The sequence below is a fragment of the Bacillus sp. FSL K6-3312 genome, assembly GCF_038007485.1.
GTDB lineage: Bacteria > Bacillota > Bacilli > Bacillales > Bacillaceae > Bacillus > Bacillus pumilus.
The window spans coordinates 339,580-366,114 of the sequence record NZ_JBBOXI010000001.1; the positions used below are offsets into that span (position 1 = coordinate 339,580).

The 26,535-nt window shown below is 42.4% G+C and carries 23 protein-coding genes and 2 pseudogenes; 19 read left to right on the forward strand and 6 right to left on the reverse strand.

Annotation, left to right across the window (positions count from 1 at the left end; genetic code table 11):
- Positions 1 to 15 precede the first annotated feature (15 nt).
- The 4 genes and pseudogenes from MHI11_RS01855 (at position 16) to MHI11_RS01870 (ending at position 4,868) form a co-directional block, all read left to right on the forward strand.
- Positions 16 to 1,776, forward strand: a pseudogene (locus MHI11_RS01855) (thiamine pyrophosphate-binding protein).
- A gap of 22 nt (positions 1,777 to 1,798) precedes the next feature.
- Positions 1,799 to 2,179, forward strand: coding sequence for a cupin domain-containing protein (locus tag MHI11_RS01860; RefSeq protein ID WP_003216877.1), 381 nt, complete (start codon positions 1,799 to 1,801; stop codon positions 2,177 to 2,179).
- A gap of 124 nt (positions 2,180 to 2,303) precedes the next feature.
- The gene (locus tag MHI11_RS01865; protein WP_340960280.1) at positions 2,304 to 3,506 is read left to right on the forward strand and encodes a CaiB/BaiF CoA transferase family protein; all 1,203 of its coding nucleotides are present in this window, start codon (positions 2,304 to 2,306) and stop codon (positions 3,504 to 3,506) included.
- A 45-nt stretch (positions 3,507 to 3,551) separates the two neighbouring features.
- The gene (locus MHI11_RS01870; RefSeq protein ID WP_044139270.1) at positions 3,552 to 4,868 is read left to right on the forward strand and encodes an MFS transporter; all 1,317 of its coding nucleotides are present in this window, start codon (positions 3,552 to 3,554) and stop codon (positions 4,866 to 4,868) included.
- Positions 4,869 to 4,913: 45 nt separating this feature from the next.
- Here the strand turns inward: MHI11_RS01870 and MHI11_RS01875 are convergent, their stop codons facing one another.
- Complete coding sequence (locus tag MHI11_RS01875; protein WP_340960281.1) at positions 4,914 to 6,272, reverse strand: hypothetical protein; 1,359 nt, start codon at positions 6,270 to 6,272, stop codon at positions 4,914 to 4,916.
- A gap of 148 nt (positions 6,273 to 6,420) precedes the next feature.
- On the opposite strand from MHI11_RS01875, the gene MHI11_RS01880 reads away from it, so the two are divergent.
- The 6 genes from MHI11_RS01880 to MHI11_RS01905 all read left to right on the forward strand — a co-directional run bounded on the left by MHI11_RS01880 (position 6,421) and on the right by MHI11_RS01905 (position 13,309).
- Positions 6,421 to 7,194, forward strand: coding sequence for an IclR family transcriptional regulator (locus MHI11_RS01880; protein ID WP_340960282.1), 774 nt, complete (start codon positions 6,421 to 6,423; stop codon positions 7,192 to 7,194).
- Between the two features lie 85 nt (positions 7,195 to 7,279).
- Positions 7,280 to 7,837 carry a shikimate kinase gene (locus tag MHI11_RS01885; protein WP_044139273.1) on the forward strand — a complete coding sequence of 186 codons (558 nt, stop codon included), beginning with the start codon at positions 7,280 to 7,282 and terminating at the stop codon, positions 7,835 to 7,837.
- 557 nt (positions 7,838 to 8,394) lie between these two features.
- Positions 8,395 to 9,342, forward strand: a complete 948-nt coding sequence (locus tag MHI11_RS01890) for a dihydrodipicolinate synthase family protein (RefSeq protein WP_044139274.1) — start codon at positions 8,395 to 8,397, stop codon at positions 9,340 to 9,342.
- Between the two features lie 77 nt (positions 9,343 to 9,419).
- Entirely contained in the window at positions 9,420 to 10,427 is a 1,008-nt protein-coding gene (locus tag MHI11_RS01895) for a LacI family DNA-binding transcriptional regulator (RefSeq protein WP_111912376.1), read from the forward strand.
- A gap of 120 nt (positions 10,428 to 10,547) precedes the next feature.
- Positions 10,548 to 11,924: an MFS transporter gene (locus tag MHI11_RS01900; protein WP_111912374.1), complete on the forward strand. Its 1,377-nt coding sequence runs from the start codon at positions 10,548 to 10,550 to the stop codon at positions 11,922 to 11,924.
- A 234-nt stretch (positions 11,925 to 12,158) separates the two neighbouring features.
- Positions 12,159 to 13,309 (forward strand): IS3 family transposase gene (locus tag MHI11_RS01905; protein WP_340960284.1). Its coding sequence is split into 2 segments (ribosomal slippage): positions 12,159 to 12,432 and positions 12,432 to 13,309, totalling 1,152 coding nucleotides; the frame shifts between segments, so codons are not numbered across the junction.
- Between the two features lie 111 nt (positions 13,310 to 13,420).
- On the opposite strand, the gene MHI11_RS01910 is transcribed toward MHI11_RS01905, so the two are convergent.
- Positions 13,421 to 14,206 carry a carbon-nitrogen family hydrolase gene (locus tag MHI11_RS01910; protein ID WP_340960285.1) on the reverse strand — a complete coding sequence of 262 codons (786 nt, stop codon included), beginning with the start codon at positions 14,204 to 14,206 and terminating at the stop codon, positions 13,421 to 13,423.
- A gap of 235 nt (positions 14,207 to 14,441) precedes the next feature.
- Between MHI11_RS01910 and MHI11_RS01915 the strand changes: the two genes are divergently transcribed.
- The gene (locus tag MHI11_RS01915) at positions 14,442 to 15,398 is read left to right on the forward strand and encodes an acetylxylan esterase (protein ID WP_044140456.1); all 957 of its coding nucleotides are present in this window, start codon (positions 14,442 to 14,444) and stop codon (positions 15,396 to 15,398) included.
- 238 nt (positions 15,399 to 15,636) lie between these two features.
- Here MHI11_RS01915 and MHI11_RS01920 read toward each other — a convergent pair whose 3' ends face one another.
- Positions 15,637 to 15,951 (reverse strand): hypothetical protein, encoded by a 315-nt coding sequence (locus MHI11_RS01920; RefSeq protein ID WP_044140457.1) that lies wholly within the window; start codon positions 15,949 to 15,951, stop codon positions 15,637 to 15,639.
- A gap of 93 nt (positions 15,952 to 16,044) precedes the next feature.
- Between MHI11_RS01920 and MHI11_RS01925 the strand changes: the two are divergent.
- From MHI11_RS01925 to MHI11_RS01945, 5 genes and pseudogenes are all read left to right on the forward strand, one after another.
- Positions 16,045 to 16,814: pseudogene (locus MHI11_RS01925) on the forward strand (nucleotidyltransferase domain-containing protein).
- A 160-nt stretch (positions 16,815 to 16,974) separates the two neighbouring features.
- Positions 16,975 to 17,892, forward strand: coding sequence for a proline dehydrogenase family protein (locus tag MHI11_RS01930; protein ID WP_065098768.1), 918 nt, complete (start codon positions 16,975 to 16,977; stop codon positions 17,890 to 17,892).
- Positions 17,893 to 17,915: 23 nt separating this feature from the next.
- Positions 17,916 to 19,463 (forward strand): L-glutamate gamma-semialdehyde dehydrogenase, encoded by a 1,548-nt coding sequence (pruA, locus tag MHI11_RS01935; RefSeq protein WP_340960287.1) that lies wholly within the window; start codon positions 17,916 to 17,918, stop codon positions 19,461 to 19,463.
- A 126-nt stretch (positions 19,464 to 19,589) separates the two neighbouring features.
- On the forward strand, positions 19,590 to 20,822 hold the full coding sequence (locus MHI11_RS01940) for a PucR family transcriptional regulator (protein ID WP_340960290.1): 1,233 nt from the start codon (positions 19,590 to 19,592) through the stop codon (positions 20,820 to 20,822).
- Between the two features lie 113 nt (positions 20,823 to 20,935).
- A complete protein-coding gene (locus tag MHI11_RS01945) occupies positions 20,936 to 22,234 on the forward strand; it encodes an arsenic transporter (protein ID WP_065098769.1) in 1,299 nt (432 codons plus the stop codon).
- Between the two features lie 46 nt (positions 22,235 to 22,280).
- Here MHI11_RS01945 and MHI11_RS01950 read toward each other — a convergent pair whose 3' ends face one another.
- Both MHI11_RS01950 and MHI11_RS01955 read right to left on the reverse strand, forming a co-directional pair.
- Positions 22,281 to 22,958 (reverse strand): amino acid ABC transporter permease, encoded by a 678-nt coding sequence (locus tag MHI11_RS01950; protein ID WP_340960291.1) that lies wholly within the window; start codon positions 22,956 to 22,958, stop codon positions 22,281 to 22,283.
- A gap of 12 nt (positions 22,959 to 22,970) precedes the next feature.
- On the reverse strand, positions 22,971 to 23,843 hold the full coding sequence (locus MHI11_RS01955; protein ID WP_003214277.1) for a transporter substrate-binding domain-containing protein: 873 nt from the start codon (positions 23,841 to 23,843) through the stop codon (positions 22,971 to 22,973).
- Between the two features lie 180 nt (positions 23,844 to 24,023).
- Between MHI11_RS01955 and MHI11_RS01960 the strand changes: the two genes are divergently transcribed.
- Complete coding sequence (locus MHI11_RS01960; protein ID WP_044140620.1) at positions 24,024 to 24,347, forward strand: YckD family protein; 324 nt, start codon at positions 24,024 to 24,026, stop codon at positions 24,345 to 24,347.
- A 55-nt stretch (positions 24,348 to 24,402) separates the two neighbouring features.
- Here MHI11_RS01960 and MHI11_RS01965 read toward each other — a convergent pair whose 3' ends face one another.
- A complete protein-coding gene (locus MHI11_RS01965) occupies positions 24,403 to 25,167 on the reverse strand; it encodes an MBL fold metallo-hydrolase (RefSeq protein ID WP_044140464.1) in 765 nt (254 codons plus the stop codon).
- Positions 25,168 to 25,282: 115 nt separating this feature from the next.
- Between MHI11_RS01965 and MHI11_RS01970 the strand changes: the two genes are divergently transcribed.
- Together MHI11_RS01970 and MHI11_RS01975 are read left to right on the forward strand one after the other, a co-directional pair.
- Positions 25,283 to 25,699 (forward strand): Lrp/AsnC family transcriptional regulator, encoded by a 417-nt coding sequence (locus tag MHI11_RS01970; protein WP_217012742.1) that lies wholly within the window; start codon positions 25,283 to 25,285, stop codon positions 25,697 to 25,699.
- Positions 25,700 to 25,727: 28 nt separating this feature from the next.
- Complete coding sequence (locus tag MHI11_RS01975) at positions 25,728 to 26,534, forward strand: aminoglycoside N(3)-acetyltransferase (protein WP_340960292.1); 807 nt, start codon at positions 25,728 to 25,730, stop codon at positions 26,532 to 26,534.
- Position 26,535 lies beyond the last annotated feature (1 nt).

The window sequence follows — 26,535 nt, forward strand, 5'->3', positions numbered from 1 at the left end:
TGAGAGGAGAGAAACATGAAGAAGAATATTTCTACACAGGTTATTCAGTATTTAGAGAATCGGGGAGTCGAGCATATTTTTGGTCTCTGCGGTCATACGAATATTGCTTTTTTATCAGCGCTTGAAAAAAGCTCGATTCAATTTGTAAATGTCAGACATGAACAGATAGCGGCACATGCAGCAGATGGTTATGCGCGAGCAAAGAAACAGACAGCTGTTGTTCTCAGTCATCTAGGTCCAGGACTCATCAATGCGGCAACAGGGGTAGCGAATGCAGCACTTGATTCCATTCCAATGGTTGTCATTGCAGGAGATGTCCCGAGTCATTACTACGGAAAGCACCCACATCAAGAGATCAATCTTCATTCCGATGCCTCTCAATACGAAATTTATCGGCCGTTTGTGAAGAGAGCATGGCGAGTCGATATTCCAGAATTATTTCCAGAGATTTTATCAAAAGCATTTCAGTTAGCTGAAAGCGGCCGTCCTGGTCCAGTGTTGATATCTGTTCCAATGGATGTGTTCTCAAAAGACCTAGATGTGTCCTTGTTTGAACAAATCAACCATCATACACAGACCATTGAAAAACCTTCAATTGATGATCAAACGGCCAATCGGATATTAGATCGATTGCTGCAGGCAGAAAGGCCGCTTTTATATGTAGGGGGAGGCATTTTACTAGCTGATGCAGCTGAAGAATTAAAGGCATTCTCTGATCATCTAAGTATCCCTGTCGCCCATTCTTTGATGGGGAAAGGAGCCATGCCAGATGATCACCCAATGACCCTTGGAATGACAGGATTTTGGGGGACAAAATTTATCAATGATTAGTGCAAAGCGGCGGACTATATATTGGCTTTAGGCACCCGTTTTGCTGAAGCTGATGCGAGTTCGTGGGAATCAAATTATACGTTCCGTTTCCCGTCAACCAAGCTCATTCATATTGACATTGATCCGAATGAAATTGGACGTAACTATCCTGTTGACATAGGAGCAGTAGCCGATCTGAAGCAGGCCTTGACTGTGCTCAATCGAGTGGCGAGAGAAAGACTGCCAGAAGGGCTGAATCGACCTGAATTGAAAAAGGAAATTGCGGCATATCGTAAGGATTTTCAGGCGAGCAATCTGACGAACATTCAAGATGAATCCTTCCCAATGAAGCCGCAGCGTATTTTGCAGGAAGTGCGGGAAATATTACCGCCAGATGCCTTTATTACAACGGATGTTGGCTGGAATAAAAATGGGGTCGGACAGCAATTTCCTGTGCTCACGCCAGGGACCATTCTAACACCAGGCGGCTTTGCAACGATGGGATTTGGAGCCCCTGCTGCACTTGGGGCAAAGATTGCCCAGCCTGACCGTGTCGTTGTGTCACTCGTTGGGGACGGCGGATTCGGTCAAAATCCATCCGTTCTCGCAACAGCCGTTGAAGAGAACATTCCTGTTGTGTGGATTGTGATGAATAACAGTGCGTTTGGAACAATAGCTGGCTTGCAAATGGCGCACTATGAAACGACGTACGGTACTGTTTTCAGAAAAGGTGGAGAAAGCTATTCTCCGGATTTTGCTGCCATTGCAAGAGGTTATGGGATGAAGGGGATTAAAATCACCTCTGCTTCTGAATTCAAAGAAGCTTTAGCTGAAGCAATTGCATCTGAGGAGCCTTGCGTCATCGATGTAGCAATGAAAAATGATCCTGTCCCTACGGATGGACATTGGAATATTAATGATATTTATTCACCAAATTCAAAGCGCTCACATGTCAGCGTGAATTAAACATAACGAGGAGGAAGTAACAATGAAAATTAAAGTATTGAATCCGTTTCAAGATGGGAACCCATTATGGTTAGGTTTAGATCATCCAGAGGAGCAAATGATTCGAAAGGTATTTCAAACCATTACACCAGATACTGTTGGGTCAGAGCATATGATGGCAGGTCTCACCATTTTTGAACCGGGAGAAGCAAGTTCAGTGCACAATCACCCAGGTTCAGAGGAATTTGATTATGTGATTAAAGGATCTGGCGAAGTCATTTGTGATGGAGAAAGGCAGTCCTTTAAACAAAATGATTTCATGTTCATTCCAGACGGTGTCTCGCACCAGCATGTAAATACAGGAGATGAACCTTTATGGCTGATTTGGCTTTACACACCGCAAGGGCAGCTTCCGAAGGATTAACAAACTGCTCCGGTAAGCCCTCCTTTTGAATCATCAGGGTCTTCCGGGTCAATCAGAAAGATGACAAGGGCTAAAATAGAAAGTTATTTAGCCCTTCATCACTTGAATGAAAGGGAGTCAAGCAATGAATATGAATACACCGCTCGAAGGAATGAAAATATTAGACGTCTCTACGATGATCGCTGCCCCCTATGGCGCGGTGCTTCTAGGGGATTTTGGTGCAGAGGTCATCAAAGTCGAGATTCCTGGTAAAGGCGATACGCTGCGGCATGTTGGCCCTTTTGCAGAAGGTGAACCACTTAGATGGTCAGGTCTCTCACGGAATAAGAAATCTCTAACACTGGATCTGCACAAAGACGAAGCATCAGACATTTTTAAAAAGCTTGCAGGTCAGGTCGATGTGTTAATTGAAAATTTCCGTCCTGGAACACTCGAAAAATGGGGCGTAGGGTACGACGTATTAAAAGAAATCAACCCTCAATTAATTATGATTCGTGTATCGGGTTATGGACAAACGGGTCCGTTTAAGGACAAGGCCGGATTTGGAACACCTGCGACAGCGTTTAGCGGCTTTACATATATTCAAGGGTTTCCAGACCGGCACCCAGTCAGTCCTTCCTTTTCTTTAACTGATTATATTGCAGGCATATATGTGGCGTTTGCTACTGTGACAGCGATGTATTACAGAGATACACATCCAGAAGGAACTGGGCAAATGGTGGATTTGGGCCTCTATGAATCTGTCTTTCGTATGTTAGAATTTTTGGTTGCTGAATATGACAAGCTTGGGAAGGTGCGTGAGCGTTCACCGGGGTTAAGCGGTCATTCAAGCCCTGCCGGCACCTATGAGACAAAGGATGGGCATTATTTGGTTCTTGTGACGAGTACGGATTCGACCTTCAATCGATTGGCAGAGGCGATGAATCGCTTAGATTTATTAGAGAATGAAAAATTCGCGGTCAATGCATCTAGGCTGAAGCATAACAAAGAGATGGATGCGATCGTCTCTCAATGGATCGCGTCGAAAACAAGGGATGACGTATTAGAAATTCTAGATACTCATGGCGTTCCTGTGAGTCCAATTTTAAGTATTCAGGATATTTTTGAGCATCCGCAATTTAAAGCACGAGAGAATATCGTCGAGGTACATCACCCCCGTCTTGGAAAAGTAAAGGTGCCCGGGATCATTCCGAAATTTGAAAAAACACCCGGAAATATCCGTCACATTGCACCTGATTTAGGCGAACATAATTATGAGATTTTAACAAATATGCTTGGGTTAACAGAAGAAGAGTGCAAACAATTGGAAGAAAAAGGGGTTATTTAAGACGCTCAACCGAATCGCACGCTGCGGAAACAAAGGAGGATGGTTATGAAAGTGCATTCAGAACTGAAGGGGAATGAATTGCGGCCCGGTTATATGAAGCCAACGAAAGCCCGTTTTGGCATATTGATTCTGTTGTTTTTTATTACCGCCATTAATTATATTGATCGAGCCAGTGTATCTATTGTTGCACCTGCTATTCAATCTTCATTGCAATTAAATCCTGCCTTATTAGGCCTCATTTTTTCAGCATTTAGCTGGACATATACAGCGATGCAAATACCAGGCGGTTTTATTCTCGATAAATTTGGCTCAAAGGTAACGTATGGGATATCACTCATTACCTGGTCTATTTTCACAGGCCTGCAGGCGTTTGCGAACAGCTTTGCTTTTTTATTCGGCTGTCGTTTGTTTATTGGGATTACAGAATCTCCCGCATTTCCTGCGAATAACCGCATTGTCACCACATGGTTTCCAAGACGGGAACGGGCTTTTGCAACAGGTGTTTATACTGCTGGAGAGTATGTGGGTCTTGCATTTGCGACACCTCTTCTTTTTTGGATCATGACGACTTTCGATTGGAGAACCGTCTTTATTACAGCAGGTGCGCTCGGTATCATATTTGCTTTCTTTTGGTACAAGTATTATCACGAACCGAAAGAGCATCCGAAGATGAATGAAGAGGAGTTAGAATTGATTCGGCAAGGCGATGGACTGACAGTAGCATCACAGGGGAAGCTGAAATGGGCAGACTTTGCCGCCCTTCTAAAATACCGTAAATTGATCGGGCTCTATATTGGCCAATTCTCTGTTGCGTCTACACTTTTTTTCTTTTTAACATGGTTTCCGACCTATTTGGCAGAGGCGAAAAATATGGCGTTTCTTAAAGTGGGTTTTGCGGCTTCTCTTCCTTATATTGCTGCATTCTTTGGGGTATTGTTTGGAGGTTATGTGTCTGATTGGCTGCTTAAAAAGGGCGTATCCGTTAATGTAGCGAGGAAGCTGCCGGTAGTGGTTGGCTTGCTTCTGACGAGTACCATTGTTTTAGCGAACTTTACAACGAATATTCCGCTTGTGCTGACCATTTTATCCATCGCTTCATTTGCACAAGGACTGTCTAATATCTCTTGGACGATGCTGTCTGAAGTGGCACCAAGGGAAATGGTTGGGCTGGCTGGCGGTGTATTTAACTTTTTTGCTAATTTAGCTGGGATCATCACTCCGCTTATTATCGGATTCATCGTGTCGGCGACAGGCTCTTACAACGGGGGGATTTTGTTCGTCAGTTTAGTCGCATTAGGCGGGGCATTGTCGTACATTTTTATCGTAGGGAAAATTGAACGTATTCAATTAAAACCAGAGTGAGAAAGCGAAGCAAAAGAGAACTCAAACCAAGATGAGTTCTCTTTTTTATGAATAAAAGATAACGGTGATGATCGTTGCACATGCGATACCTATGCTGATATAAAAGCCAGCAAACCATATATTCCAGCGAGTGATACGGTAAGGGTTGACCTTCATCAAATCAGCTAACAGGGAGACAGAAACATTAAAAGGACTAAACATGACAGTTGATGTTCCAGCAACGATAAGCATGATTGCAATGGGAAGAGCAGGAAGTTCTTGGATGACAGGTGCCATCATGCTAACTAACAAAGCAAGCGAGACGAGCGGGTGAAAACCGCAAAGAGCGGTGATCAGAAAATATAACCCAATGACACAATAAACCAAAATGGCATGCTCTGATATACTGACAATAAATGCTTGAATCGGCTGCATACTGTTTGTGGCAAGCAGCATATCGACAAAGAAGCCAGCACTTAAAAATAGACACATATAGTTGGAGAGCTGACGGGTTCTTTCTTTCCAATGAGGGACAGAAACGGCTATATATTGTTTTCTTTTCTTGATGACAGAAGAGAATAATAGAGCAAATGGAATAATGGTTAGCACAACAGCGAATAAATAGCCTTTCCCAATCCATGCATCGACAAGTGAGACGGCTGTCATAAAACTCAGCAGCATGAAAGCAAGCTGAAGGGTTTTTCGCTTAATTCGACGAGGATTGGAGTTTGTTTCTGTGGACTGAATGATGTTTGGGTGTCGTTTGCTTTGACGAGAAAAGAGCATCCAATCTGTCGCCAGCACGATGACCATTAAACCAAAAGTAACGGGTGCGATTTGATAATATTTGAGTTTGGTTGCATCAATGGTGACGCTTACGAGCACTTCAACAGGACTCCAGCTTAAACATAATGCATATGACCTTAAAAGGTTGCGTGTATAAAGATGTTGTTTCACTTGTTCTTTTAGGGAATCCAGCGACGGTTTGAGCGATGTATATAGTAAGGGAATCGTTGCGATATTTAAAAACATGCCAAGAATATGAGTGACAAATGAACTCTTGCGATAAAGCTGGTTTGTGCTCGTTGTATGCAGTGTGAGCAGTTTATTTAATTGTGTATCGAAATGTCCAACATGTATGAGAGAATGAATAAAAGGCAGCATGAAAAATAGAGAAAGCAAGCCTAGCATGGAATGAAAGTGAAGAAACAACGTGTGCAATGGCTCGTCGGATAAGAAGAATAAGATCAAGCCAATCATGAGAAACATACCACCTGTTTTCAAATAAAGGCCACTTGCTTTCTTAAAAGAAATGATGAGCGAAGCAGCGGCCAGCAGACCAACAAAATAGGAGAGTATGGGAGCGGGAAATAGTTGATGAACAATATATAGGCTAATAAGAAGTGTAAAAACAAGCAGGTACATTCAAATATCTCCTCCATCAAACATCTCCAATCGATTTTATTCCGACTGGTGGAATTTGTTTTCTTTTAGTGGAACGTTTAAAATGGATTATAGCAAAATCGATCGTTTATGTCGATAAGAAATCAAAGGGGAAAAGGAGAAAGTGAACATGGCTGATAAGAAGTCAAAAGAAGAATCAGGGCTGCGTACGGTTCAGCGCGCTTTAGATATTCTTTATTGTTTTAGTGAAGAACGTCAAGAGCTGACGCTAACGGATATTTCAAAAGAGATGAATTTAGCAATGTCTACTACAACGAGACTGCTCAAGGCACTTGAAATGAATCATTTTGTGGAAAAGAATCCAGATACAATGAAATATCGATTGGGTCAAAGACTTTATCTCCTTGGATACATTGCAGGGAAGTCCATTAAATTGAGAGAACTGGCTAAACCACTCATGTACGCACTTCGTGATGAAACAAAAGAAACCGTCAACCTGTATGTAATGGATGCAACAAGCAGGGTTTGTATTGAACAGGCGGAAGGGCTGCAATCGATTCGACATCTTGTCAAGGTTGGTGAGAAGCTGCCGTTATACGCAGGTGCAGGCGGAAAGGTATTATTGGCATTTCAAAGTGAAGAATTTCAACAAAAAGTATTAGCGTCTGAGGCTGATCATGTGATGAGAGATGACTGGCAAAAGGAATGTAAACATATTCTTGACACGTATACTTCTTGCAGCATCGATGAACGAGAGGTAGGATCTGCGGCAGTAGCGGCACCAGTCTTTAACATTCATGGGGAAGTGAAGGCTTGTTTATCCATATCTGGTCCAACCCACCGGTTTACTGAAGAAGTCATTCCCCAGCTGCAGCAAAAAGTGAAAGAACAGGCACAGAGGCTTTCTGAACAGCTCGGCTACGTCGTCAAACACAATTTTTAAGATTGCCTATCTTTTCGCGCTCCATTTATCATATAATAGAAACATTATGTAGCATTCCTTGTCGTAAGGAGGACGTGTCACGATCATGAAAATCAATAGAGAAATCCCTGTAAGACAGCGGAATATTGTTCTCATTGGCTTTATGGGTGTTGGGAAAACAACCATTGGGCAGCTGGTTGCCAAAAAGCTATATCGAGATTTTATTGATGTCGATCAGGAGATTGAGAAAAAATACAACATGACGATTCCAGAGATGTTTCAGCATAAAGGAGAAGCATTCTTCAGGCAGGCTGAAAAGGATTATATCGTCGATTTATGTGAACATACACAGCTCAAGATCGTCTCACTTGGAGGCGGTGCTTTCAAACAGGAAGAAATCAAACGTGCCTGCTTGAAGCATTGTACGGTTCTTTTCCTTGACCTATCTTGGGAGAATTGGAAGCAGCGACTTGATATTTTAATTGAAAACCGTCCTGTTCTTCACAACCGGTCGCTTGATGAAATGAAAGAGCTGTTTGAAGAACGCCGGGAGATTTATTCTCTTCATAACTCCAGAGTGGAAACAGATCATTTAGAGGCTGAGGAAGTCGCCAATTATATTGTGGACACACTCAAGCTTGGCTGGGATTTATATTCGAAATAAAAAAGTCTACCGTTTAGGGTAGACTCAGCGTGTAGACAAACCCTCGCATTCGCCCGCAGGTCTGCGCGTTGGTGCTCACGAATGTTCAATTCGCTCCGCAAAAGTAGCTGCCCTTCCTAGACTTCAAAGGTTTTCTATCACGATGAAAAGAAGACAAAGTGCTAAAATAAACATCATTTTAGCACTTTGTCAACAATCTAAGTCTACCGTTTAGGGTAGACTTTTTTTTATTGATGCCTTTTCCTTCGTAGATATGATGATGTTTTGACAGTAAAATTTATTTATCCTTTTTTGGTATGTTGCCGTTTGGAAAAAGAGGTATCATACTTCAACCAGTTAACGAAGATGAGGTTTTTTGGTCGATGTGGTAAACAAAATATATCCCTCATTTTCTTTTTTGGAAAAATAAAATAGTATCTAAAATTCAACAATAGTTTTTTGAATTATTGTAATTATTAAAAAATAATATTGACATCATTCACAATATCATTCTATGATTGTTTACGTAAACGCTTACCGTAAACGTTTACTATAACCGAATGGGGAGGAATTTGTTTATGAAAAATAAAGAAAAATGGAGCGGTGTATTCCCGGCTGTCTTAATTCCTTTTAAAGATGACTATTCAATTGATGAACCTGCTTTTCGTAAGCTTGTCCGATGGGTGGCGGATCACAAAGGGATTAACGGGATCGTTGTCAATGGACATACTGGCGAGATTATGACCTTACTGCCACATGAACGAGCTGAGGCTGTGCGCATTGCAGCCGACGAATTAAAAGGGGAAGTACCTGTCATTTCTGGGGTTTCTGCTGAAGGGACAATTGAAGCGATCCAGCATGCAAAAGCCGTTGAAGAAGCTGGTGGTGAAGGTATACTTCTCATGCCGCCACATTCATGGCTAAGATTCGGTATGCAGCCTGAGTCACCTGTCCAATTCTTTAAAGATGTTGCAGAAGCGATTGATATTTCAATCATCGTTCATCAATATCCAACATGGACAAAAACCTCATATACAACCAGTCAATTACTAGAAATGTCGGAAATTGAGAATGTTGTTTCGTTTAAAATTGGTCAAAGAGACATGGCACAATACGAGGTCGATGTGCGGGCATTGAAAAAACATGCACCAGATGTATCGTTACTCACATGTCACGATGAATATTTATTGCCAACATTGGTTCAAGGGATTGATGGAGCACTTGTAGGTTTCGGCTGTTTCGTGCCAGATTTGATCGCTGAACTTGTGAAATGTGTGGAAGAAAAAGACCTTATAGCGGCTAATAAAGTTTACGATAGAATATTCGAATTAAAGCATGCTGTGTATAAAATGGATGAACCTTCATCTACTTCTCATCTGCGCATGAAGGAAGCGATGTATCAGCGAGGTTTGATCAGTAGTTCGCTTGCTAGGAAGCCGGTACTACCTTTAACTGATGAGGAAAAAGAAGAAATTCGTCAGGGACTTCAAAGTGTTGGTTTGCTTAAGGAAAACGTCGGTAGATAACAGACCATTGATTTCATGATGAAGGTGAGTCAGGTTATAATAGTGTATAAAACAACAGACTCCCGGAGGTATGAAATGTGTCAGTAAGTATTAAAGATGTCGCATTGAAAGCTGGAGTGTCTATCGCCTCTGTTTCCCGAGTATTAAGTGGTAAACCAGGAGTAGGTGCTCAAACGGCTGAAAGAATCAAACAAGTGATTGATGAGTTAGGCTATCGTCCTAATTTAGGAGCTAGAGGGCTCGTTAAAAGAAAGACTGGGAATATAGCTGTCGTGGTTCCGCGTGGTTCATATATTTTGAATAATCCATTTTTTTCGACGATTTTAGATGGTATAGCGAAGGAATTAGATGAGACTGAATTCAATATGTTGATGTCATTTACATCTATACAGCAGCAGCGATTACTTGAAACGCAAGCTGTAGATGGTGCCATTTTATTTTCTCCAAGAAATGAAGAATTGAGCATGGATTGGTTAAAAAGTTTAGCTATACCCATTATTGTTGTTGGAAGTTACTTAGAGGATTCTCCTTTCCCATGTGTCAGGCCAGATGATGAAGAAGGTGTGTGTCAATCCGTAACGGCCTTATTTGAGAAAGGCCATCGAACCATTGGGCTGGTCAATGGTCCAATGAGTTCGATGCATAGTGTGAGGTATTACAAGGGATATGAGCGCACACTTAAAAATTTAGGGTTAACAATGAACAAAGAACTTGTGTTTGAGTTAGATGAATTTGATGGGGGAAAAGTAGTAGAAGTGGTTTCTCAATTTCTCCAAGGAAACCAGCACATGACTGGAGTTGTTTGCTCTTCAGATTTTTTGGCGATGGGGGTCATGAAAGCTGCAGAACACGCAAATGTGTCTATACCTCATGACTTGTCTGTCGTTGGTGCCGATGATGTGCCCATTGCAAGTTTTCTAACCCCTTCTTTATCTTCAGTTCATGTTGATTTAGTTGGAATGGGGAGAAAAGCTGTTTCTTTATTAACACAGGTATTAGAAGGAGAACAGTTAGAAGCGATGGAACATATCTTCCCTATGTACTACATAGATCGGGGCACCACGGGAACGCCAAAAAAGAAATGATAGATGCTGAAAACTCCTATGAACGCTTTAGAATGTCTCTTGATTTAAAATGTAAGCGATTTCTTTAGCGCTCTTCGGCATGTACTTTTGCATCATTTCCTCTAATAAGGAGGAGATATCATGACGTTAGAAGTCAGCGGAAATTCAAATTCTCATGATGGACAAGTTGTTGATAGAGCTTCGCAACTATTGACGAGAATGGAAAGTGTACCTTTTTCTAGATGGCATTTAAAACCTCGTATCATTATGGGATCTGCCACCTTTTTTGATGCTTTTGATGCTCTGTCTTTAGCGTTTGTTCTCCCAGTTCTCATCGGCATGTGGAGTTTATCACCTGCTCAAATTGGTCTTCTTATTGGGTCTGGTTATATAGGACAAGCGATTGGTGCCATTTTCTTTGGATGGTTAGCAGAAAGGCGTGGCCGTGTATTTAGTGCAAAGTGGACTGTACTCCTCATGTCCGTCATGAGTATTGCATGTGTGTTTTCAGGTAATTTTATGGCACTGTTTATTTTTCGTTTTATACAAGGGATTGGGGTAGGAGGAGAGGTGCCGGTAGCGGCTTCATATATCAATGAGCTGTCCCGGGCTCAAGGGAGAGGCAGATTTTTTATGCTTTATGAGATGATTTTTCCTTTAGGGTTAATGATCTCAGCTCAAATCGGCGCATTTGTTGTACCTAGCTTTGGGTGGAAGTGGATGTTTTTGATTGGAGGTATTGGAGGTTTAATCGTCTTTGTATTCTTTTTTATGTTACGTGAATCTCCAAGGTGGCTTATTTCGAAAGGCAAGTTAGATGAGGCCGAAAGAATTATTGAAGAAATTGAAGCTAGTACTGACAAACGAATGCCTGTAGCAAAGCAAGTATTTAGCAGTACTGAAAAGGGCGACTGGAAAGAGCTTTTTTCAACTTTTTACCGTAAAAGAACATTGATCGTATGGGGACTATGGTTTTCTGCCTACTTTGTATCAAATGGTTTAAATAACTGGTTACCAAGTCTTTATAATACGGTTTACAATTTGCCAGTTGGAGATTCATTAAGGGCAGCCTCTCTCACAAATATTTTACAGACCATAGGGGTATTCGCTTGTGCATTTTTAATTGATAAAGTAGGACGAAAGCGCTGGGCAACCATTGCATTTATCGTAACAGGTGCTTTATTAACTGCTTTATGGATCAGCGGAGCGAGTTCTCCAGAAAGTGTGATATATTTAGGGTCCGCTGCTTACGGAATGATGGGGACGATTACAGTTCTTCTCTATCTATATACACCTGAAATTTATCCAACACGTATGAGGGTGATTGGAACGGCATTTGCTACAGCATGGCTTAGGCTGGCCTCAGCGATCGCTCCTATTATGATAGGCTTTATTTTAGAGGTAAGCGGTGTTTCAACTATTTTTATTCTTTTTGCAAGTGTGACTGTAGTGGGAGCAATTCTTGCTTTTAAAATGATCGAAACGCGCGAGAAAGTATTAGAGGATATTGCACCGTGATTCAATAAAAGTTTAGGCTTGATTGAAGAGCGCCGGGAAATATAGCCCTTCATAACTCAAGACTCGAAACAGATCCGGAAGCTGAGAAAACTCAGGCTTGGCTGGGATTTATGCTCAAAATAAAAAAGTCTACTTGTTAGGGACTGACCCCATAAGATGAGACAAATAAAAAACACCTTCAAGTTTGAAAATGGATCGTTGTGATCCGAAATAAAACATGGAGGTGTTTTTTCTATGGGGACAAGAGTGAGTTATCCGGTTGAAGTCAAACAGAAGGCTGTAGAAATGAGATTGGCAGGCGTACCTATGAAAGAGATCATGCAGAAATTGAATATCAAGAATAAGACGCAGGTTCAGACATGGGTGAGGTGGCATAAGGCTGGGGATACACACCGGTTCGAACAGCCTGTTGGAAAACAATATACCTATGGAAAGGGTCCCGAGTACTCTTCCGAATTAGAGAGACTGCAGGCAGAAAATCGCTATTTGAGTCAACAGAATGAAGTTTTAAAAAAGTACAACGAATTGGAAAGGAAGTTGATAAGGAAACGTCAATCAAACTGGTAGAAGAATTGTGCAAAACGATGACAGTACAGGACATCTGTGTCCATTTAGGCATCTTACGTACTTCGTATTATAGATGGAAAAAGGATTTGACTCAGAATCATTCTAAAAGACAAATAGAGAAACAGGTCGGCACGTTGTGCCGAAAGCACAAATATCGATATGGTTATCGAAAAATCACAGCCATACTAAAAAGAAGAATGCGTATTAACCATAAAACTGTTCAACGTATCATGCAGAAAAACCAGTGGCAATGCCGGGTTAAAATGAAAAAGCGTAAGAAGAATGGGCAGCCCTATGCCGTGGCCGGTAATATATTGGATCGGAACTTTCAGTCTGATCGCCCTCTTGAAAAACTAGTAACGGACATCACGTATTTGCCTTATGGACAGAAACAATTGTACCTTTCCAGTATCTTGGATTTATATAATGGAGAAGTGATTGCTTTTACGATTGGTGATAAGCAGGACACAGACTTTATCTTAAACACACTTAATCAGCTCCCAGCACTGCCTGAGAATTGCGTGTTACATAGCGATCAAGGTTCTGTGTATACATCTTACGAGTATCAGAAAGCTGTTCATATAAAAGGCATTACCATGAGCATGTCCCGTAAAGGGACGCCCGCTGATAATGCCTCCATCGAATCGTTTCATTCCTCACTAAAGTCTGAAACGTTCTATCTTAACAGGATTGACCGCACTACGACCAGCATCGTAGAACGCACTGTCAAAGAATACATTTATTATTATAACAACATTCGTATTCAAACGAAACTAAACAACCAATCACCGATAAACTATCGGCAATTGGCTGTATAAAGGTGTTTTGATCCCTGTCTCAAAAACGGGGGTCAGTCCCGTTATAGTAGACTTTTTTCTATATAGAAGTGGGTTAAACAAACGTTTAATTAAACACGAATATTTCGCTTTTTAATAGACATCCAGCCGCTGATCTGTCATCACAGGAATCTGCTGTCTCACTTCATCCACTAGCTCAAGATCAATGTCCGCATAATATATATCTTCCTCATGGTTTGTTTCAAGTAAAATACGGCCAAGTGGATCAATCACCATGGAGTGGCCAGGGAATTCAGTGTCTCTACTTGTGCCTGTTCTGTTAACAGCAATCATAAATGACTGATTTTCAATTGCTCTTGCGATGAGCAAGCTGCGCCAATGATCCACTCTTGCTGAAGGCCATTGCGCCGTATTGATAAGCACCTTCGCCCCTTTGTTGACAAGTGTTCTGGAAAGCTGCGGAAAGCGAAGGTCGTAGCAGATCATGGCCCCAATCTTCACATCCTCCTCATAGTCAAATAAACCAAGCTGATCACCAGCGGTTAAATAGTTGTGCTCATCCATTAAGCGGAATAAATGAATTTTATCATAATCGACTAAAAGCTCACCTTGGCGGTTAAAGACATACATCGTGTTGGTGATGTTGTCACTTTCTGAGCGCTTGTTCAATACACTTCCTGCAATGAGAACTACTTGGTGTTTACGGGCAAAGGAAGAGAAAAGCTGTTTTGTGCGTTCACCGTTTACATCCGCAAGCTGATCGGCTTGTTCAAGAGCGTAACCGGTATTCCACATTTCGGGTAAAATGATCAGATCAGGCTGCTCGCGGATCGCTTCTTCTAAAAATGCTTCTGCTTTTTGAAAGTTCACATCAGGTTCTCCAATTTGTACGTCCATTTGGACAAGGGCGATTTTCATACAGGTTCCTCCTTTATTCGATGATTGCAAATATGAAATCCATGAATGGATCGATCGATTTTTTTGTCTGAGAATCTCTAGTTTTCAAGCCAGTTTCTTTATCATAAAGGTTTCAAACTTCTTTGCCAATAGAAATGTCAGAAGGTTTTGTCTTTTGTATAGAAAATGGCTTTCTTCGTCAAGAAAACAGTGATATGATACACACAACTAATAAAACAAAGGGGGATAGTAGGATATGCAATTGTTTGATTTACCATTAGAAGAGCTAAAAAAGTATAAACCGAAGAAAACAGCACGTCCTGATTTCTCAGACTTTTGGAAGGCATCGCTTGAAGAACTGAACCAAGTGGAGGCAGAGCCAGCACTTGAACCTTATGATTATCCAGTAAAGGGAGTGAAGGTGTACCGCCTGACGTATCAAAGCTTTGGTCATTCTCGAATTGAAGGCTGGTATGCAGTACCAGATCAAACAGGTCCACATCCAGCACTCGTACATTTTCATGGCTATAATGCTAGCTATGACGGCGGCATTCATGACATCGTCAACTGGGCACTGCATGGCTATGCGACATTTGGTATGCTCGTCCGCGGTCAAGGCGGCAGTGAAGATAAGACAGTGACACCAGGCGCACAGGCTTTGGGGTGGATGACAAAAGGCATTTTATCGAAAGAGACCTACTATTATCGGGGTGTTTATTTAGATGCGGTTCGAGCGCTCGCCGTGATTCAGTCCTTCCCGGAAGTGGATGAACACCGGGTCGGCGTGGTGGGCGGGAGCCAGGGTGGTGCATTAGCGGTTGCAGCTGCAGCACTTTCAGACATTCCGAAGGTCGTCGTGGCAGATTATCCGTACTTATCGAATTTTGAACGTGCAGTAGATGTGGCATTGGAGCAGCCTTATTTAGAAATCAATTCATACTTTCGCAGAAACAGCGATCCAGAAGCGGAAGAAAAGGTATTTGAGACGTTAAGCTATTTTGATTTGATCAATTTAGCCGGATGGGTGAAACAGCCCACATTGATGGCGATCGGTCTGATTGACCAAATCACCCCACCATCTACTGTGTTTGCGGTATATAACCATTTAGAAACAGATAAAGATTTAAAGGTGTATCGCTACTTTGGACACGAGTACATCCCGGCTTTTCAAACAGAGAAGCTTGCCTTCTTACAAAAGCATTTAACGAATTAACAGAACAAAGAGGCCTCTCTAGGAGGGCCTCTTTAGATTGTTGACAAAGTGCTAAAATGATGTTTATTTTAGCACTTTGTCTTCTTTTTTCAGCGTGATAGAAAACCTTTGAAGTCTAGGAAGGGCGAGCACTGGCGCGGAGCGAATTGAACATTCGTGAGCACCAGCGCGCAGACCTGACAACGAATGCGAGGGTTTGTCTATATGCTGAAGAGGCCTCTCTAGGAGGGCCTCTTTTTTAATAGCTCGTATTCTGTCTCGTTTTTTCATCAGGCACTAACGCGGTGATAATGAGGGCAAGGGCAGTGATGATATGAAGAATGAATCCGAGAATCGGGATCCATGCAAGGCAGGATGTGACAATTCCGATGATACTTCCAATCATTGGTCCCTGGTCTCGCCTCGATAAGACGAGTGTGATAATATGCAGAATAAGCATGACCATAAGCGGTGAATATCCATTGCTGATAACGAATAGACCTCCGATCACAGGGATGGCAAGGCAAGCTTCAAAAATCCCAGTGATCCATTTCATAATGCGAGATATAGACATCAGATCCAACTCCTTTTTCATATATGTCTTATTCGTATTTTCCCAAAACGTGAAGAAGTCATGCAGAATTCTATAGAAAGAGTTGATGAACGCTTGAGAGAGAGAATTAAGGAAGAGCTGAAAATCATCGAAGAAACGTATGACGTAAAGATTTGTCTTGCCGTCGAATCAGGCAGTAGGGCATGGGGATTTCCCTCGACCGATAGTGATTATGATGTTCGTTTTTTATATGTTCCCCGGAAAGAATGGTATTGGGCGATGGAAGAGCATCGTGATGTCATTGAACGACCGATTGATGACGTGCTTGATATCAGCGGCTGGGAGCTTAGAAAGGCACTTCGCTTATTCAATAAATCAAATCCGTCCATTATGGAATGGCTGTCTTCTGATATCATCTATGCTGAATCTTTCTCTTTGGCAAAGCAGCTAAGAGAATTAAAGGATCGAGCGTTTTACCCTGCGGCTTTGATGTATCATTACCTCAATATGGCGAAGCGGAATGAGAGTCGGCATTTACGAGGAGAGCAGGTGCGAATCAAGAAGTATTTCTATGTGCTTCGGCCGCTTCTTGCCTGTCAGTGGATTGAACGTTACCGAACAGTTCCACCAATGGACTTTCATGAATTGCTCAAGGAGCTAGTGGAGGAAGGCCCGCTTTTAGCAGAAATTCACGAACTGCTCAAACGTAAAATCGATGGAGAAGAAATGGATGTAGAGAACCGTCTCGCTCATGTCCATCCATTTATTGATAAAGAGCTGGCGCGTTTTGATGAATTGGTGAAAAGCTACAATCAGCCGAAAGACAACTGATACAAAAATTAAATGAGCTGCTGCAGTCTACCCTTGATGAGGTGTGGGTGTAGGAGGGAAGAGCCAGCCGAATAGCGGCAGGCTCTTTTTTTTCTCTTATTGTGATAAAACCACAAAAAAAGTCAGAATTTTTGTCATCTTCAAATATTGTAGCGGACAGCTTATGAGCCTTACAATAAAGACATAGCTTACAAAGAGTGGGAGGTGCCCTTTATGGAGTCGGTCACAAGAAATTTCTTCTTGTTTTTGTCAAAAAGCAGTCTCTTGAACCATATTGCTCGTAATTGGGGAAGTGCTGTTGCATCTAAGAAAATCATCGGTGGGAAAGATTTTGAGAGCGCTATCTCTGTCATTAAACGATTAAATGATCAAGGAATGGCTGTAACAGTCGATCACCTTGGTGAGTTTGTCACAAAGGCAGAGATTGCAAATGAACGGACGGATGAGTGTATTCAAACCATTCAGCGGATTGCTGAGGCGGGACTCAATTCCCACGTGTCACTCAAAATGACATCACTCGGCCTGGATATTGACGATGACCTTGTGTATCGCAATATGAAACGTATTTTAGATACGGCAGAAAAACACCGTATCATGGTGACAATCGATATGGAGGATGAACAGCGCTGTCAAAAAACGCTGGACATTTTTAAAGAGATGAAATCTCAATATGAGTATGTCAGTACGGTCCTGCAGGCGTATTTGTACAGAACAGAAAAGGATCTTGATGACCTCAATGAGCTGCAACCATTTTTACGACTTGTAAAGGGTGCCTATAAGGAATCCGCCGAAGTGGCGTATCCAAACAAAAAAGACGTTGATCAGAATTACAAGAAACTGATCGAAAAGCAATTACTCACAGGGAACTATACAGCCATTGCGACACATGACGATCAAATGATCGAGTTTACGAAAAATATTGTGAAAAAACACAATATACCGACAAGTCAGTTCGAATTTCAAATGCTGTATGGCATGAGGTCAGAAACGCAGCAGGCACTTGTGAAAGAGGGCTATCAAATGAGGGTCTATACCCCATATGGACGAGAGTGGTATGGCTACTACATGAGACGTCTTGCAGAACGGCCGGCAAACATTGCCTTTGCTTTAAAAGGAATGACGAGAAAATAATTTGAAACGGGAGCGTGACAAAAATGACAACACCTTACAAACATGAACCATTCACGGATTTTAGCCAGGAAGAAAATCTCAAAGCGTTTGAACAAGCATTAGCAAAGGTAACAGAATCACTGGGTCAAACCTATCCGCTCGTGATTAATGGAGAAAGAATCGAAACGAAAGATCAAATTGTCTCGATCAATCCAGCGAAAAAGGATGAAGTTGTTGGAACCGTATCAAAGGCCGGAAAAGAAGAGGCAGAACAAGCAGTTCAGGCTGCGGCGAAAGCATTTGAAACTTGGCGCTATACGTCTCCAGAAGAAAGAGCCAGCGTCATCTTCCGTGCTGCGGCAAGCATTCGCCGTAAAAAGCATGAGTATTCAGCCCTTCTTGTCAAAGAAGCAGGTAAGCCTTGGAATGAAGCGGACGCAGATACAGCAGAAGCGATCGACTTCCTTGAATATTATGCTCGTCAAATGCTGGAGCTGGCGAAAGGCAAACCAGTGAACAGCCGCGAAGGGGAACACAATCAATACGTATACACACCAACTGGCGTGACGCTCGTCATTCCGCCGTGGAACTTCTTGTTTGCCATTATGGCAGGAACAACAGTAGCACCAATCGTTACAGGGAACACAGTTGTCTTAAAACCTGCAAGTGCAACTCCTGTCATTGCGGCACGTTTTGTGGAAGAGCTTGAGCAAGCAGGTCTTCCAAAGGGTGTGGTGAACTTTGTACCAGGAAGCGGAGCAGAGGTTGGAGATTACTTAGTCGATCACCCGAAAACAAGCCTGATTACATTCACTGGCTCAAGAGAAGTAGGGACACGTATCTTTGAACGCGCGGCAATTGTACAGCCAGGTCAGCAGCATTTAAAGCGTGTCATTGCTGAAATGGGTGGTAAGGATACAGTGGTTGTAGATGAGGATGCAGACGTCGAATTAGCGGCTAATGCCATTTTCACATCAGCCTTCGGTTTTTCAGGTCAGAAATGTTCAGCTGGATCTCGGGCTGTCGTCCACGAGAAGCTGTATGACCAAGTGATCGAGCGAGTGAAGGAAATCACAGAAACGAAAACAACAGCGAACCCTCTTTCTGCGGATGTCTACATGGGACCTGTCATTGATCAAGCGTCCTTTGACAAGATCACGGATTATATCGAGGTGGGCAAACAGGAAGGCCGCTTAGTCACTGGCGGAACGAGTGATGATTCAGAAGGATACTTCATTCACCCAACCATTTTTGCAGATCTTGAGCCAACATCTCGCTTGATGCAAGAAGAAATCTTTGGACCTGTCTTGGCCTTCTCGAAAGTATCTAGCTTTGATGAGGCACTTGAAGTAGCCAACAACACGGAATATGGTTTGACAGGTGCTGTCATTACCAATAATCGTGATCATATCAACCGTGCGAAGCAGGAGTTCCATGTAGGGAACCTCTACTTTAACCGTAACTGCACAGGAGCCATCGTAGGATATCACCCATTCGGCGGATTCAAAATGTCAGGAACCGATTCAAAAGCAGGCGGTCCAGATTACCTAGCTCTACACATGCAGGCAAAAACGATTAGTGAAATGTTTTAAGTTGGAAAAGCATGAACCTGTGCACACGGGTTCATGCTTTTTTTTGCTTGTCTACGACTTGTTTCTATGCAAATCTGTCCGGAAAGAAGTATGATAAATGTATTACTTAATCAGGGAGCAATCGGGATGGAAGAGATATTAGAAAAGCTTCATACATTTTTTGATGTCGATAAGTTAATTGCATTTATTAGCGGGTATTTAAAAAAACCAGTCATTTTAGAAAGCACAGAGTGTCAGCTCCTTGCTTATAATTCTTACAGCATTCAGCAGTTTGACCCAGTCAATCAGCAAACGATTTTCTCAAAAGAATGTCCGGGGTCTGTAGTCGATTGGTTAAAGAAAACAGGGGTCATCGAGCGGCTTCACAAGGAGTCAAAGCCTTTTTATGTGAGCGGTCATGACGAGCTCGGGTTTAATCGGCGGGTGGCTGTGAGCGCCAAGCATAAACAAGAGGTTGTCGGCTTTATTTGGGTGCAGGACATTGAAGATTCTCTCTCTCAGGAGGAGCTGCAATTTTTGCATGAAGCTTCCTTTCAAGTGGGAAAAGTGATTTATAAGAATAAGAAACAGCTGGAGAAAAAGGAAGGCAAGATTGAAGAATTTTTTAAAAAGGTCATGGATGATCATTTTTATACAGAAGAAGAACTGAAGTGGGAGGCTGAGAATTTAAGCATCCCGCTGCCAGCCGTATTTACTGTCATGGTCGTACACGCTGCCGATAACAAAAGTGAGACGGCAGAAGATGTAAAGGACGTCATTCGGACGTATTTGCAGCTAGAAGACAAGGTGAATCACGTATACTCCGTTCAAGCCGACATTGTCGTCATATTGGGCAGCTTGTCAGACCGGCACTCACCGAAAGCCACTGCGGCTGACGTCATCGCTCATCTGCAATCGAAAGCGCATGCCCATCCTTCTCCATTTTATATTGGGATGGGAAGAGAGTATCGAGATGTCATGAAAATGAGCACAAGTCGATTTGAAGCGATAGAGGTCGTGAAGGCTGTGAAAATTGTGGGGGGACAAGAGCTGATTCCATATGATTACGAGAATCTTGGGGTTTTCCGCTTCTTAGACTCGATTTACAGCCATCAAAAAAAGAAAAATGACTTCAATCCAGATTTATTACGTTTGAAGGAAAAAGACCGAGACAGCCAAACCTCATTTTTAAAAACGCTTGAAGTCTATTTATTGAATAACTGCAAGCTAAAGCCAGCCGCAGAGCAGTTGTTTATTCATCAAAATACATTAAACTATCGAATGAAACAAATCTTTGATATGACCTCAATCGATTTAAGTCACTTCAGCCAGCGATGTGAGTTATTTATTGAATTGATGCTGATGAAAAAAGATCAATAGTCATCGAATCCGCAGGTGCCCGGGATCACCTGCGGGTTTTCATGTGAAAATGGCATACAACGGCCGTGTTTCGTTGTATGATAGATAAGGATTTTATGAAAGGGGGGCCACCTTTGGGAGCAGTCACCTTGGCCATTTTGATTTTCATCCTGACCCTCGTCCTTGTCATTTGGCAGCCAGGACGTTTAACCATTGGATGGTCAGCATGTGGAGGCGCCATTCTTGCACTTGCCTTTGGTGTCGTTCATCTGGGCGATGTGTGGGAAGTGACGCAAATAGTATGGAACGCAACATTTGCGTTTATTGGCATCATTATTATTTCGTTAATTTTAGATGAAATCGGTTTTTTCGAATGGGCTGCACTGCATATGGCAAAAGCCGCAAAAGGGAACGGTGTCCGCATGTTTATTTATTTAACATTGCTCGGCGCTGTCGTGGCTGCTTTTTTTGCGAACGATGGAGCGGCACTGATTTTGACCCCGATCGTCTTGTCTGTAGTGAGAGCGTTAAAGCTGGATGAGCGGATGATCCTGCCTTTTGTGATGGCGAGCGGCTTTATTGCAGATACAACCTCCTTGCCATTTGTCATTAGTAACTTGGTCAATATCGTATCAGCCGACTATTTTCATATTGGGTTTCTAGAATATACAGCAAACATGTTCGTGCCAAACCTTGTGTCACTTGGAGCAAGCATGTTAGTGCTTTATGTGTTTTACCGAAAGCTTATCCCAAAAACATACGATGTATCACAGGCGAAGGAACCGGCATCAGCGATCCGGGATATCCGCATGTTCCGCTTGTCTTGGTACGTGCTTGGCTGTCTGCTTGTCGGTTATTTTGCAGGGGAACTCATTGGGGTTCCGGTCTCCATCATTGTGGGCGGTATTGCTCTTGTCTTCTTGTGGCTGGCAAGAAGAAGTCCCCAAGTGGCGACAAAACGTGTCGTAAAAGAAGCACCGTGGTCCATTGTCTTTTTCTCAATCGGCATGTATGTCGTCGTATATGGACTGAAGAATGTCGGTCTCACAGAAATATTGGCGGCATGGATCGAACAAGGAGCATCGCATGGCTTGCTTGCGGGAACGATGTTTATGGGTGTGCTTGCCGCAGTGCTGTCCTCTGTCATGAACAATCTGCCTACTGTGTTAATTGATGCGATTGCGATCGGTCATACAGATACAGCAGGCGTCATGAGAGACGGATTGATATATGCCAATGTCATCGGCTCTAACCTTGGTCCGAAAATGACCCCTATCGGCTCATTGGCGACATTGCTGTGGCTTCATGTTCTTAAGAAAAAGGGCGTCCATATCTCTTGGGGTGCATACATGAAAGCCGGAATCATCCTGACCATCCCAACCTTGATCCTTACTTTATTGGGGTTATATGCGTGGTTATGGCTCATACATTAAAGCTGAATATAAAAAAGAGCAGGTCGCTTGGATCTGCTCTTTTTTGTTACAGATATTTTGCATAGCGTTTTTCTAAAAAGTCCTGAAGTAATGAGACTACGCTGCAAATGCCCCAGTAAATGAGGGCGACCAAAATATACATGGTCATATAATCGAATTCGCGCCCACCTACGATCTTTGCTTGCTGGAATAGTTCGGGGACAGTAATCATTGCAGCCAGTGAGGAGGCTTTGATTAAATCGAGCATGACATTGGTCAATGGCGGCAGTGCGATGCGGACGGATTGAGGCAAAATGACACCGCGCATCGTTTGCCAATAGCTGAGACCTAGTGACTTGGCAGCTTCCACCTGTCCACTTGGAACAGATGAGAGGGCCGCCCGATTGATTTCTGCAATATAGGCAGCGCTATTGAAGCTGAATCCAATAATGGCAGCAGTGACCGCTGTAAACTCAATGCCGATATAAGGAAATCCAAAATAAAGAATAAACAAAATCACCAGAATGGGCACGCCACGCATGAATGAGATATACAGCCGTGCAGGCAGCCAAAGCACCCACGTATTCGCCATTCTGGCAAGCGCAATAAAAAAGCCAAGAATGGTGCCAAAAAACATGCTCACAAAGGAAATGAGCAGCGTCAGCCAGATGCCTTTCATGACAAATGGAAATGACGCCTTTGCCAGTGCAGGATTAAATATATATTCTAAATGAATATCTGCCACGCTTGCGGCTCCTTATTTAGAAATGTCGACATCTTCGACATCAGCATCTATTTTCTTTGAGACGTCTGCATGATTAAAGAATTTTTCGGAAATCTTTTTCATGGTTCCGTCTTTTTTCATTTCTTTTAAGACACGATTTAATTCTTTTTGAAGCTCTGTGTTGTCCTTCTTCATCACAAAACCTTGTTCGTTTGGCATGTATTTTAAGTCAGGGTGAATCGTAATATTTAATTTCGGGAATGCAGCTAGAGCTAGTGTCTGCAAGTAATAATCATTTAGAATGACATCTGTACGACCGTTAGCGACATCCTTTAAGTATTGCTCGTTTGTCGCATTATCATAAATGACTTCCTTCGCACCATACTTGCGAGCGACATCCATGTAAATCGTTGTGGCAGCACCAGCTGCTTTCTTTCCTTTTAAATCTTTTAACGTTTTAATGCCAGACAAATCATCTTTTCTTACGATCGCTGTGCCATAAGAATATTTATAAGGAGTTGAAAAGGCGAACTTATCTTTTCTGTCATCTGTGATGTCAATGTCATTTGCAGCGGCATCAACTTGACCAGAATTAATGGCGCTCAGCATGCCATCATAGCCCATTTCTTTAAATTCTACTTTCACATCCAGGCGTTTAAATGCTTCTTTGACCACTTCCACTTCATAACCAGTCAATTGATCCTTGCCATTAGCGGTATCATGATATGACGTTGGATAAAGGGTCCCTGAAGTAGCAACCACGATTTTCCCTTTCTTTTGAATCTCATCCCACTTTGAATCTCCAGACTGAGAAGAGCCTGATTGACTGCAAGCAGACAAGACAAGTATGAAAGCAGACACAACAAGCATTACCCAGATCGATTTTCTATGATAAAAACGACTCATTTAAGAATCCTCCTCTATTTTTTATACAAAACAAAACATAGCACGCTTTTTCTGTTAGGACAACGTTTTCAGAAGAAAAGCGAAAAAGTAAGAATATTATGTGCAATTTGCAACGTGAGATAATGTATAAAAAAGGAAAGTGCGTACAAAATAAATGCGAATAAAGGAGGGAAGAAAATGATGAAAAAAATAAGTGGCTTGATCATATTATCGGTGATGCTGTTGTCTGGTTTTTATATGGAAACAGCTCATGGAGAAACACCCCAAATGGAAAAGCGTCCAGTAACGCATCAAGTAAAACTAACGACAGAACAACAAAAACAAATTGAAACGCTTGAGCAGCAAATTCTTTCTAAACGAAAAGAAGTGATTGAGAAGTACGTCCAATATGGTGTGTTAACAAAGGAACAAGGTACACATATTACGAAACGAATGGATGAACATTACAATCATTTGAAAAACAACGGATTTGTGCCATTGCTGAAAAAACCACAGCACCATTGACCATAAGGATGAAACCGGCAGCGAGGTGCCGGTTTTTTATTGTTTATCAATCTATTCAGAAGGAGAGACTTTCACCATCTTTAGGGACAAAAATGGCTTGTGCTGCTTGATGCTCTTGAATGTAAGCTTGTAAAGAGGCTCTTGTTAGTAAGCAATGATTCACTGCCTCAAGGTGAGTAGCGACAATTTGTGCTGTTGGATGAGAACGGTGAACGTCTAAAATGTCTTCCTTCGTCATCGTAATTGGATCGCCTTCTAAAAATTGAGCAGCTCCGCTATTGACCACAATGACATCTGGCTTGCAAGTATTGATAACCTCCTTCGGCTCATCACACCAAATGGTATCACCTGCAATGTAAAGGGTAGGTTCATCAGGGTGAAAGAAAACAAAACCGCTGACCTGTCCCATCCGCTTTGCAATTTCTCCTGTCCCATGCTGTCCACCTGTCCGCTGAATATGAACACCATAAATGTCTATTTCATCTTCAATGCATGTGACATGCTGGAAACCGGCCTCTTCAACTTCTTTTTTGTCATTATCCGATTGCGTATAAATGGGTTGGTCTTGGGCTAATTTTTGTTTCGCCTCGTCATCAAAGTGATCCACGTGCAAATGAGTGAGTAAGACAGCATCTGGGTGTAGCATGTTGTCTAAGTCAATGTTTACAGGCAGATCAACAATCGGATTGTTCAAATGTTGATTGGCTGTATGAGGAAACGGTGGATATGTTCCTTTTGCTGCTAAAAAGGGATCAATGAAGAAAGTTGCCTGACCATATTCAAGGTAGAAAGTAGCATTCCGAATGAGCGTGATTTTCATGAAAAGGCCTCCTTTTTTTCTGATTAAGTTTACAGTATATTAAAAGAGTTCCATGTGACAGAGGGTTGTGAAAGTCTTTCATCAGAAGGACTTGATTTTTGAAAGAGGTGAGCCAATGTTAGACCAAACCGATATGGATATTTTAAAAGAGCTCTCAAAAAACAGTCGATTAACTATGAAAGCGCTAGGTGAAAAAGTTCATTTAACGGGTCAAGCTGTTGCAAATCGTGTGTTAAAGCTTGAAGAAGAGGGTGTGATTGAAGCATATACCATTTCGATTGACTGGCGGACGCAAAACACCATCCAAACATTTATGCAGCTCTATACCCGCAGTCATCATCACGAACCGCTTCTGTCCTTTCTCGACCGACAGGAAGAGATCAAGAATTTATTTAAAATAAGTGGTGAAGGCTGCTATATGGCTGAAGGCCATTTCTTCAGTCATGATGAACTGGATCTGTTTTTAACGGAGCTGACAAATTACGCAAATTATAAACTGTCTATTGCGGTTAAGCGTCTCATTCATCAGTAAGAAAAGAGACGCAGGAGGAAAAAGAACGATGAAAAAATTAATCGAAAATCAAGCTGAACCGGTGACAAAGGAAAAAATCAAAGCAGACTTGGTTCAACTTGGTGTGAAAAAAGGCATGATTTTATGTGTTCACTCATCCTTATCATCTATCGGCTGGGTAAACGGAGGCGCTGTTGCCCTCATACAAGCATTGATGGAAACCTTAACAGAAGAGGGGACACTGATCATGCCGGCACAAACGTTAGAGATTTCTGATCCCGCTGATTGGATCGATCCGCCTGTTCCTTTTTCATGGTGGAAATCGATCAAAGACACGATGCCTGCATTTGATCCAGCTTACTCGATGCCAACAGCAATGGGAAAGGTAGCGGAAACGTTTTGGAAATACCCGGGCGTGGCGAGAAGCAATCATCCTCATTTTTCATTCACGGCCTGGGGGAAAAAGAAACATGAGCTTCTGAAACACCACGCACTTTCTTTTGGATTAGGGGAACATTCGCCTCTAGCCCGCATGTATGATCTTCAGGCTCAGGTGTTGCTGATTGGTACGTCTTTTGAAAGTCTGACAGCTTTCCATCTGGCTGAATATCGCATTCCTCAGCAAGACCTCATGACAAGAGGAGCTCCCATCTTAGAAAATGGATGGAGGGTATGGAAAGAGTACCAAGATATTATCACAAGAGAAGAACTATTTGAGCAGATCGGCCGTGACTTTCTTCTATCAGGAGGCACTCATCATCACGGTCAAATCGGGCTTGCCAGTTCATATTTATTACCGGTGAGAGAATCGGTAGACTTTGCGGAAAAGTGGCTTGATTTGTACGATCAGTCGTGAC